The sequence below is a fragment of the Companilactobacillus furfuricola genome, assembly GCF_003946325.1.
Taxonomy (GTDB): Bacteria; Bacillota; Bacilli; order Lactobacillales; family Lactobacillaceae; genus Companilactobacillus; species Companilactobacillus furfuricola.
The window spans coordinates 1-10,974 of sequence record NZ_RHNT01000070.1; the positions used below are offsets into that span (position 1 = coordinate 1).

A 10,974-nucleotide genomic window follows, 5' to 3' on the forward strand; every position below is an offset into this window, starting at 1 on the left:
GACCTTAGCGAAATGGCCAGTTTCCTCTACGGCATCAAGTGCCAATTTCACTTACGGCGTACATCTCACATTCACCTTATCAAAAAAAGGTGAGTAAATTAATTCTCCGTCAAGAATTAACTTACTCACCTATCTTAACCTGTTTCCTCTTGGCGACGAAGGAGCTTAGAGGAAGGTGCAGTTTTGAAACAAGCGAGCGCACTTTGCTCGATTGGTTCAAAATGTGCCCACCACGTTCCAGCGTCTGTATCCCCGGGCCCCGGAGTCGGCATTGAACGTACCAACCAAAATACTACCTCAACACCCAGCTAACCAAACAAACTAACAGCTCAAATCAAAATAAAACGCTTCTGTCTGCCATAGCTCTCTTACACCAATAAAAAAACACTCACTGATTGATGTGAGTGTTACTAAATTATGTATCGTTTAGGGGAGCAATACATATATTATTTAGGGGATTGGATAATATTTATAGGGGGGAATATTATCTATAATTTAGGGATTATTTATATTTAATAAGTTGTGTAAGTAATTTATGAAAAATATCTATTGGGGATCAATAAAAATTGATTAAGTTTTCTCTATCCGGTCACCTCTCTTATATCGAAAGAACTCATAACCTATCAAGTCATGTGCTCTATCAATTGACTATGTATAAAGAATAACGTTACTTTATGAAAAATCCGCTACCTAACTAAGAAATAAAATCAAACAAATTATGAAGAAATTATGTCTTTTATAACGGCAGATTATAAGCGTAATTATAAAGCTTGTTTTATAATGAAGGCATATGTTAATTAGGAGGACAAGGATATGAAACTGAATAAGAGACAAAAGACCGATCTTCATGCAGCCATCAAGGCTGGTCTAGCAGCGGGGATAATTTCCGGACTAGTCAAATTAGGCTGGGAAAACATCTTACCACCACGTACTGCCCAAAGAGATGCCACTAACCCTCCACAAAAATTGCTGCAACAATTTGGAGTGCCTGAGAAAGTAACGCATGCAACTTACACGTACTCAGGACATAAGTTACCTTGGGTCAGCTACTTGATGCATTTTGGTTTTTCAACATCATTTGCGATCATTTATGAAGTTTTAACACAAAACAGACGTTATTTACGTTTTACTTCAGGAACAATTTTTGGCTTAGCTATTTGGGTCGCATTCCACATCGGTATCATGCCAATGATGAAGACTGTCCCTTCAGCTTCTGAACAACCTACTGAAGAACACATTTCTGAAGCTTTAGGACACATTGCTTGGATGTGGACTAATGACATTGTTGGCCGTGAACTCTACCGTCGTTTGACAGCAAAGAAGTAATCCATGAACAAATGGCGAACTTCGATAACCGAACGGATCAGTTATGGTCTAAGCGATGCAGCCGATAACCTAGTTTTTCAAATGATGACCACATACCTACTCTTCTTCTACACCGACGTCTTCGGCTTAACTGCGAGCGAAGCAGCTATTTTATTCGTCGTAGCCAGGGTCGCCGATGTTTTTGAGAGTTTGATCATTGGTGTCATGATCGACAAAACCAAGTCCAAATGGGGAAAAAGCCGACCATTCTTCTTATGGTATGCCTTCCCATATGTAATTTTTGCCGTCTTGACTTTCGTAACACCTAATTTCTTACCACACACTGGAAAACTAATTTGGGCTTACGTAACATACTTAGGATTAGGTTTCTTCTATACTGCCGTTAACTTGCCGATCACTTCTATCTTGCCAACTATGACCGACAACGAACGCGAGACCACCTTATTAGGTGTCATCAGACAATTCTTCGGTTCCTCCGTCCAATTTATCGTTGGAACCTTTACAATTCCTCTCGTAGTCTTATTTGGTCGTGGCGATCAACAAAAAGGTTTCTTGGGCACCATCATTCTTTTTAGTATCATCTCACTAGCTTTGATCTTAAACACCTTCTTCCACGTAAGAGAGCGTTTCACAGACAAAACTATTAGCCACCAACCACTAAAAGAAGTTTGGAATATGTTAAAGCAAAACAAACCGTGGATGGTAATTTCCGTCGTCATTTTCTTATATTGGCTAACGACGTCGATCAGAAATCAAACGACGATCTATTACTTCAAATACGTAATCAAAAATGAAGGCTTGGTATCTTGGGCTAACGGATTCACCTTCACAGCTTTGATCGGAGTGGTATCGATCTACTTCGTTTCCGCCAAGATCGGCAAAAAGCGTACCATGCAGATCGGAATAGTTGCTGGATTCATCGGACAAGCAATAATCGCCGCTGCTGCTTACGGTGAAAGCGTACCACTGATTTTTGCTGGAGTATTCATCAACTCGATCGGTAATGGCTTCATCATCGGCCTAGTATCGATCATGATCGCTGACACTATCAGATACGGAACCTCAATGGGGATCCAAGCTGAAGGTGTCTTAGCTTCAACTGATGACTTCGGAGTCAATCTAGGTTTAGGCTTAGGAGGTTTAATAACCGCTGGAACTCTAGACTTAGCAGGATATCATTCGAATCAGGTACAATCAGCCGGAGCAATCTCAGCAATTAATTTAAATTACGGTTTGATTCCACTGGCATTATACGTAGTGATGTTTTTAGTACTATTAATGTATAACGAAACAAAAATTGAAAAAGCAGTCAATGTGCAAAAAAATTAAAGTCGAAAACTATTTTCGGCTTTTTTTGTTTGGATCGAAGTTATCCTCGTTTTCATGATTTTGAAAGCAAAAAAAAGCTCCAATTTTGGTTTCTCATGACCAAAATTGGAGCTTTTTAATAAACTGGTTTCTCGTCTCCAGCTCATTTTCCTCTTCATAATTCGATGTAGCTAGTTTAAAAGCTAACTATTTAAAACTCGTGTTCGATGAAAACACGTTTTATGTTTTTAACCTGTTGATTTAGCAGGGCAACACTAAACGATGTTGCCCTATTATTTTACCATATTCCAACGACTTACTAATCAAAAAATTAAGACAGGTTTCTTATTCCTCAAATATTAAAAAAATGTCCATTTACGAGTAAAAAAATCAAACCGTCAACTCAATCAAGTTACCTTCAGGGTCAGCAATAACACTCTCGTAAAAACCATCGCCAGTAACACGAGGACCATCCAAATGATCATAGCCATCCTCTTCAATACGTTCAGTCAGCTCATCAACATCTTCCCTCGAACCCAAAGAAAGAGCAACATGCTGAAAGCCACAAGTAAATCCAGATCGATCAACCTCGAAAACATCATCCCGAGAACAAACTTCCAACTTAGCCCCATCATCAAACGACAAAATCCGAGAAGAAAAAGAGGTCTGCTCATTATGGTACACATCCGAAACCTTAACATCAAAATAGCGCTTGTAAAAAGCCACAATCTTATCAAGATCCTCAACAAAAACACCAACATGTGCAATATGCATACCAATCACCCCACACTATAATTTCAAAAAAATAATAGCACTAAAAATCTATAAAGTCATTGTAAAAAGTTGCCAAAAATCAGGAATCAGAAATCGCATATAATAACGCCAATTGAATCCAACAGATAGAATCCTCCACCAATATCTCAAACAGAAATATATAAACACCACAAATTCCTAACAAGCAACATTTTGATATAAGTATAAGTACCGTGCCCCCACAAAAAAAGATATTTTGTCTAATACTAGGTTCTGTGGGAGGGTGGAGGGAATTCGACCGTCAGCCATGAAATTTCACTTAGCGACGAAGGAGCTTAGTGAAAGGCCCAGCTTTGAGCTATCCGGGCGAACCTCCCGGATAGCTCAAAGTGGTGCCCATGGCGTTCCACGGTCGCAATTCCCGGAACCCTCCCACAGAACCGGCAATGAACCTCCACCCAAACTACAAACACAAGCAAAATCCCAACACAATCCAAAAAAAAGAGCCAGACAAAATAGTCTGACTCACATTATCATATTTAAAATTATAGAACCTTAACAGCAAATGAAGGCATAAAGTAGCTAGAAATATTTGAAATCTTAACTGACTCGCCTGGTTGAGGTGCTGCAATGTATTGGTTGTTTCCAAGATAAATACCTACGTGGTATGTTGAACCTTGGTTACCCCAGAATAATAGGTCACCAGCTGATGCTGATTGAACTGATTCTTGTTGTCCAGCTGATTCTTGAGCTACAGTGTAACCACCGATGCTCTTACCAGTTGCTTGTTGGTATACGTATGATGTGAAACCTGAGCAGTCAAAACCACTTGGTGTCTTTCCACCCCATACATAAGGTGTACCGATGAATGATTTAGCAGTGCTGATCAATGAATCAACAGCTGATTGTGTTGATGGAGCTTGTGTTGTTGCTTCTGGTTGACCTACTGTAACGTCAACGCCTCTAACCCATGCGTTTGTACCTACGAAGTACCAAATGTTACCAGCGTCATCTTTAGCAGCTTGGCCAACAGCCCAAGGTGTGTTTTCAGCTAATGAACGACCTTCTAGTTTTGAGTTTGATGAAGGTTCTGTGTATAACTTAGCAGTTGTTGTAGTTGTAACAACTGAAGGAACGCCTTCTGTAATTGTAGTAGCAGCATGTGCTGTATGTGTTTCTGTGTTTCCAGATAGGTTTGATAAACCAAAACCTGTAACAGCTAATGATGCTGCGGCTGTGAATGTAACAAGACTTTTCTTAATATTCAAAATTAAATTTCCCCCAAAAATGGTTGTTTGTATTTTTTAAGTTTTTAAATTTTATAAGTTATTTTTATCACTCAACGATGACAACTATACACTTGGAATATTTCATAACTGTTACAAACGTTAAAAGAGAATGTTACACTTTTATTTAAGAAATAATAAATGCCCAGAAATGCCGATATTAAGGGATTCTTAATCTTGGCTTTTCTGGACATTTTTTTAATTATTTTATCGATTTAATGATCTCATCAACGCGATCTTTAGTAATTCTTATGTCTTTGTTAATGATTTCATAATGATTTCTATGCAATTCCTTAGGAATCTCAAAGTCTCTGCGATTTTCTTCACTTACCAATCGCTGGGCAACGCGGTGTTCTTCATCCCCTCGATTACGAAGACGGTCAGCAACAATATCCGGATCTGCCTTCATAAAAATAACGATACAGTCTTGACCATATTTCTTCCGATAAGCAATCGCTCCTTTGGAATCAAGAACGATCGAAGCAATATCGGCTTTTTGCCACGCTTTCTGCAGTCCTTCTTCTGAAGAACCGTATTTATTACCACTGTATTCAACTCGTTCTAGGTAATGATTATTCTCAAAACTATCATTAGTTTCGAAATAATAATCGACGCCGTTTTTCTCACCTGTTCGCGGAGCACGCGAGGTGTGCGTGATTACGTGTGGAATTTGATATTTTTCTTCTAAATAGCGACTGATAGTTGTTTTACCAGTACCTGAAGCCCCAGTTATGACGATAATTTTTTTATTCATGATATTTATCCCGTTGCATTTAGTTTGAAATATTTTAACTACTATATTATGATACTAGTCTGTTAAGTAAATAACTCTAGAGGAGTTTGATTATGAAAATTGAAGATATTAAAGTCGGCGAAACATACAGCTGCAAAGTTGACGAAGACATGGATTACGAATTCCAAGGAAAAGTTGAAAAAGTCTACGAACATTCAGCCTTAGTTGAAATCGTTAAGAACGATCCTAAAGATGACCCTAATAAAATGGAACTTAACAACAAAATCGTTGTTAGTGCTAAGAAAATGTCCAAAGTTAAGTAATTTTTGAACATGAAGGGGCTAAACCACAACTGGTTTAGCCCCTTTTTCGTTGCTTTGACTTAAATTATACGAGATACCTAAGCCAAGACAAGCGATTTGTCTTCTATTTTGAGACGTCGATGAATGATCTTTCTGGTACACGGATAACGCGATATTCTGATGCAAATCGGCCGGCACGTAATCCTAATCCATTGACGAAGTTGTTCTTATACTTAGCTTCAGCAGTGATAACGTAAGCATGTTGATACTTATTGTCCATCTGCTTGATCTTCTTCATTGGCCAATTCAAATGAACACCTGAAACGCTGAATGGCAAGGTAGCATCCGAAATGGTTGCTTCACGGCTAGAAACTGTATAAGTTGAATTGTTGATCCAATATTGGTAAACGTTAGTCGACTTGTTAGAGTTCGACTTATCGATCTTGACGTAATAACCTTGTCCATCAGGACGCGTCTGGACGATCATTGGATCATATTTGTATGTCACAGCAATATCTTGTTTGTTACTTAAATCTACTCGTGAAAAAAGCGACATGTATAACATACCGATCACCGCAGCGATAACGACAACGATCTCAACAATATCAAGACAGATCGTTTTCCAAGTGATCTTCTTCTTGTGTTCAACTAAAATCTTTAAATGTCGATTTCTAATGTTAAATACTACGATGAATAAAAGAGCAATAACAATAATCCAAGCGATTATCCCTATGAAATTCCATCCGTTCATATTAATCTCCTCAAATCCAATGGTTATTTGTTCTATATCAATTTTATTGATAAGACAATTTTAACACGAAACCAATTATTTTTTCGAAATTGGAACAAATGGTAGCTTTTTCATGAAAAAATTGACAAAGCCCGCCAGATCAACGTTCCACATACTAAATACAGTGTTTCGCAAATATTAAGACACTACATCTTGTATATTGGGTCTGGTTGTTTTAAACTAGTCATTGAAACATTTACAAAGGGGACCACCATTATGAACAACGTAATCGTATATAGCAAAAACAACTGCATGCAATGCAGAATGACAAAGAGATACTTAAAAGAACACAACGTTCAATTTGAAGAAAGAAATATCAACCAACAACCACAATATCTTGATTACTTAAAACAACAAGGATACCAAAGCGTCCCTGTAGTTATGCCTGCAAATAGTGATCCAATCGTTGGCTTCCGCCCAGATAGTCTTAAAGGACTCGTTGGCTAGTCAATGGTAGACATTGCTTTTTATTCAATTACAGGCCAAACCGTAAGATTCGTTAAGAAGACTGGTTTGGATGCATATCAAATTACTGACGCCGACCCGTTTCACGAAATGGGTCGATCGTTTATTCTCATCGTACCTTCTTACGACGATGATATGATGGATTCAGTAATTGATTTCCTTCAATATAAAGGAAACGCTGAGAATTGTGTTGGTGTTGCGGGAGGCGGAAACCGTAATTTTAACAGTTTATACAATCATACAGCTCGAGATATTGCCAAGGGCTTAGACGTCCCAGTCGTATTTGAATTTGAATTCAACGGAACTGATAAAGACGTAGAAAATTTCAAGAAAGTAGTGAACGAATTTGGGGCTAAACAACCTGGACGTAACTAATGTAAGTTACTTCAAATTAAATAATGAAATAAATATCCCAGTGGACAATACAATTCCACTGAACAAAGATCAAGAAGCCATTAAGGCTTTTTTCAGTGAAAACGTTGAACCTAATACTATTAAGTTTGACTCCTTTAGAGATCATATCGACTACTTATTAGATGGCGATTTTATTGAACACGAAGTCATTGATGAATATCCATTCGACTTCATCGAAGATCTTTACAACTTTTTACTCGACCAACATTTCCAATTTAAGTCATTTATGGCAGCATATAAGTTTTTCAACCAATATGTCATTAAGACTAACGATGGTGACATGTACTTGGAAAATTATGAGATGCGGATCCTTTTCAACGCCTTGCTCTTCGCTAACGGCGACCAAGAATTGGCTAAATCATTAGCAACTGAAATGATCGCACAACGTTATCAACCAGCTACTCCTTCATTTTTGAATGCCGGTAGAAAACGTCGTGGTGAATACGTATCTTGTTTCTTGCTTCAAGTAACTGATGATATGAATAGTATTGGCCGGACTGTCAACAGTGCCTTACAACTATCACGTATCGGTGGTGGCGTAGGTATCACTCTGTCAAACTTGCGTGAATCAGGTTCACCGATCAAGGGTATCGACAATTCTTCTTCTGGTGTCTTGCCAGTTATGAAATTGTTGGAGGATTCCTTCAGTTACAGTAACCAATTAGGTCAAAGACAAGGTGCCGGAGCCGTTTATTTGAACGTTTTCCATCCTGACATCATTGACTTCTTATCTGCTAAGAAAGAAAATGCCGACGAAAAGATCCGAGTTAAGACTTTGTCACTCGGTGTCATCGTACCTGATAAGTATTACGAATTAGTTCGTGAGAACAAAGACATGTACTTATTTAGTCCTTACTCTGTTGAAAGAGTTTATGGCGTTCCATTTTCTTACGTGGATATTACTAAAGAATACGACAACATGGTCAAAGATGACCGTATCAAGAAATACAAAATCGAAGCTCGTGAACTTGAAGACGAGATCAGTAAGTTACAACAAGAATCAGGATATCCTTATGTCTTGAATATCGATACTGTTAACCGGGCAAATCCGATCGACGGTAAAGTCATCATGAGTAACTTATGTACTGAGATCCAACAAGTACAGATCCCTTCAGAACTAAACGATGCTCAAGAGTACGTCAAAATGGGAACAGATGTCAGCTGTAACCTCGGTTCGACTAACATCTTGAACATGATGGACAGTCCTGACTTCGGAAAGTCAGTGCGTTCAATGATGCGCGCCTTGACTTACGTTTCTGATGCCTCAAACATCGTTGCCGTTCCTTCTGTTGCTCACGGAAACAAATTGAGCCACTCAGTTGGACTAGGTGCCATGGGACTTCATACTTTCTTAGCTAAAAACCAGATCGAATACGGTTCACCAGAATCGATCGAATTCACTGGCGTTTACTTCCTCTTGCTCAACTACTGGACATTGATGGAAAGTAACCAAATCGCTAAGGATCGCAAGGAAACTTTTTATAACTTTGAAAAGTCTGACTATGCTAATGGCTCATACTTCGACAAATATTTGAACGAAGACTTTGCTCCTAAACTAGCTAAGGTCAAAGAACTCTTCAAAGATATCGATATTCCTACTAAAGCAGACTGGCAAGCACTTAAAGATAGTGTTCAAAAATACGGTCTATACAATGAATACCGTCTGGCTGTTGCACCTACAGGTTCAATTTCTTATGTCAACAACACTAGTGCCAGTCTGCAACCGATCACTCGTTTAGTTGAAGAACGTCAAGAGAAGAAAAATGGTAAGCTATACTTCCCTGCTCCATTGTTGAGTAACGACACGATCAAGTATTATAAATCAGCTTACGATACTGATATGCGTAAAGTTATCGACATCTACGCTGCTGCTCAAAAACACGTTGATCAAGGAATGAGTTTGACATTGTTCCTCCGTTCAGAGATCCCTGAAGGCATTTACGAATGGAAGACAGATACTAAACAAACGACTCGTGACCTCAGTATTTTACGTAACTATGCTTATTATCAAGGCATCAAGTCACTTTACTACGTTAGAACATTTACTGAAAATAACGATGAGATCGGTAGTAACGAATGCGAAAGCTGCTCAATTTAATTTTTTCAGATTCACTTTAGATTCACTCAGGAGGATTATTTTAAATGGTCGATACATACTACAAAGCCATAAACTGGAACAAAATTGAAGACCAAGTCGACAAAGCAACTTGGGAAAAACTTACGTCACAATTTTGGTTGGATACTCGGATCCCACTATCAAATGACGTCGACGATTGGCGGACATTAAACGAGACTGAACATACTTTAGTTGGACACGTCTTTGGTGGCTTAACGCTACTAGATACGCTCCAATCAGAAGACGGTATCGAACAAATCAGAAAAGACGTTCGTACTCAAGCTGAGACTGCCGTCTTCAATAACATCCAATTCATGGAATCTGTTCACGCCAAAAGTTATTCATCGATCTTCAGTACTTTGAATACTGCAGAAGAGATCGAGGAAATTTTTGACTGGACCGACCACAATGAATTCCTTCAAAAGAAAGCTAAGATCATCAACGAGATCTATCAACACGGAACAGGTATTCAGAAAAAAGTTGCAAGTGTTTTCCTAGAAACTTTCTTGTTCTACTCAGGTTTTTACACTCCACTTTATTATTTAGGTAACAACAAATTGGCTAACGTGGCTGAGATCATTAAATTGATCATCCGTGACGAATCAGTGCATGGAACTTACATCGGCTACAAGTTCCAATTGGCCTTTAATGAGTTATCTGAAGATGAGCAATCAAAGATGCAAGACTGGATGTATGATCTTCTTTATGAACTATATGACAACGAAGAGAAATACACTCATACGCTTTATGATGACATCGGCTGGACTGACGAGGTTATGGTGTTCTTGAGATACAATGCTAATAAGGCTTTGATGAATCTAGGACAAAGTCCTTTGTTCCCTGATGGTAACGCTGAAGATGTTAACCCTATTGTTATGAATGGTATCTCTACTGGTACTAGTAACCATGATTTCTTCTCACAAGTTGGTAATGGTTATTTGATGGGTAAGGTTGAGGCTATGAAAGACGATGATTATGATATTGGTCGTAAGAAAGATTAAATAGGTTTTTTGTTTGAAGCTGACTCTTTGAGTTGGCTTTTTTATTTTGGATTGTTTTGGGTGGTGGTAGGTTGTTTGGTTGTGCGTTCAATGCCGGTTCCGGATCGGGGCGCTATATTCAATGAACGTAAGTGCTAACGCACTTGCGCAACCGATTATGGTGATGGCAAGTCATCGAACAACTAAGGTCGGGGAACGCTGCCGACGTCGATTTGAGCTTATTCGGGAAGACCACCCGAACAATCTCAAATACGAGTCTTCCTCTAAGCTACTTCGTCGCCAAGAGGAATTTGGGTGCGCTCGGCATGGGCGTTAGCTAGGTGATGAAAGTTCACTGTGAGCCGTAGTAGTCGGAATCACGAGTTGAGGACAAGGGTGTCCACCGCGAGGTGGAATCTGAAGAAAGTCTAAAGCAAAGTACTGAGCTGATGTACAAGAATCGACTAATAGGCCGGAAATGCAGGATAAGTTTGCCCAACA

Annotated in this window: 12 protein-coding genes; 7 read left to right on the forward strand and 5 right to left on the reverse strand. The window is 38.9% G+C overall.

From position 1 onward, the window contains the following. Window positions 1-134: 134 nt before the first annotated feature. Window positions 135-284 (reverse strand): hypothetical protein, encoded by a 150-nt coding sequence (locus EKM78_RS12870; protein ID WP_164507261.1) that lies wholly within the window; start codon window positions 282-284, stop codon window positions 135-137. Between the two features lie 529 nt (window positions 285-813). Between EKM78_RS12870 and EKM78_RS11750 the strand changes: the two genes are divergently transcribed. After that, window positions 814-1,326, forward strand: coding sequence for a DUF1440 domain-containing protein (locus EKM78_RS11750; RefSeq protein ID WP_125772448.1), 513 nt, complete (start codon window positions 814-816; stop codon window positions 1,324-1,326). A 3-nt stretch (window positions 1,327-1,329) separates the two neighbouring features. Continuing rightward, window positions 1,330-2,655, forward strand: coding sequence for an MFS transporter (locus tag EKM78_RS11755; RefSeq protein ID WP_125772450.1), 1,326 nt, complete (start codon window positions 1,330-1,332; stop codon window positions 2,653-2,655). Window positions 2,656-3,024: 369 nt separating this feature from the next. On the opposite strand, the gene EKM78_RS11760 is transcribed toward EKM78_RS11755, so the two are convergent. From EKM78_RS11760 to EKM78_RS11770, 3 genes are all read right to left on the reverse strand, one after another. Continuing rightward, a complete protein-coding gene (locus EKM78_RS11760; RefSeq protein ID WP_125772452.1) occupies window positions 3,025-3,408 on the reverse strand; it encodes a VOC family protein in 384 nt (127 codons plus the stop codon). 524 nt (window positions 3,409-3,932) lie between these two features. Beyond that, window positions 3,933-4,655, reverse strand: a complete 723-nt coding sequence (locus EKM78_RS11765) for a C40 family peptidase (protein WP_245995077.1) — start codon at window positions 4,653-4,655, stop codon at window positions 3,933-3,935. 220 nt (window positions 4,656-4,875) lie between these two features. Continuing rightward, a complete protein-coding gene (locus EKM78_RS11770; RefSeq protein WP_125772456.1) occupies window positions 4,876-5,427 on the reverse strand; it encodes a guanylate kinase in 552 nt (183 codons plus the stop codon). Between the two features lie 92 nt (window positions 5,428-5,519). Between EKM78_RS11770 and EKM78_RS11775 the strand changes: the two genes are divergently transcribed. Beyond that, on the forward strand, window positions 5,520-5,729 hold the full coding sequence (locus tag EKM78_RS11775) for a DUF2187 domain-containing protein (protein ID WP_125772458.1): 210 nt from the start codon (window positions 5,520-5,522) through the stop codon (window positions 5,727-5,729). A 103-nt stretch (window positions 5,730-5,832) separates the two neighbouring features. On the opposite strand, the gene EKM78_RS11780 is transcribed toward EKM78_RS11775, so the two are convergent. After that, entirely contained in the window at window positions 5,833-6,459 is a 627-nt protein-coding gene (locus tag EKM78_RS11780) for an LVIS_2131 family protein (protein WP_125772460.1), read from the reverse strand. 255 nt (window positions 6,460-6,714) lie between these two features. On the opposite strand from EKM78_RS11780, the gene nrdH reads away from it, so the two are divergent. Genes nrdH through nrdF form a run of 4 tightly spaced genes read left to right on the forward strand, consistent with a single transcriptional unit; the run spans window position 6,715 to window position 10,494 of the window. Continuing rightward, window positions 6,715-6,945 (forward strand): glutaredoxin-like protein NrdH, encoded by a 231-nt coding sequence (gene nrdH / locus EKM78_RS11785; protein WP_125772462.1) that lies wholly within the window; start codon window positions 6,715-6,717, stop codon window positions 6,943-6,945. A 3-nt stretch (window positions 6,946-6,948) separates the two neighbouring features. Beyond that, window positions 6,949-7,338: a class Ib ribonucleoside-diphosphate reductase assembly flavoprotein NrdI gene (gene nrdI, locus EKM78_RS11790; RefSeq protein WP_125772464.1), complete on the forward strand. Its 390-nt coding sequence runs from the start codon at window positions 6,949-6,951 to the stop codon at window positions 7,336-7,338. Continuing rightward, a complete protein-coding gene (gene nrdE / locus EKM78_RS11795) occupies window positions 7,310-9,475 on the forward strand; it encodes a class 1b ribonucleoside-diphosphate reductase subunit alpha (protein WP_125772466.1) in 2,166 nt (721 codons plus the stop codon). The genes nrdI and nrdE overlap by 29 nt, the downstream gene beginning before the upstream one ends. A 44-nt stretch (window positions 9,476-9,519) precedes the next feature. Then, window positions 9,520-10,494 (forward strand): class 1b ribonucleoside-diphosphate reductase subunit beta, encoded by a 975-nt coding sequence (gene nrdF, locus EKM78_RS11800; RefSeq protein ID WP_125772468.1) that lies wholly within the window; start codon window positions 9,520-9,522, stop codon window positions 10,492-10,494. The last annotated feature ends 480 nt before the right edge of the window (window positions 10,495-10,974 follow it).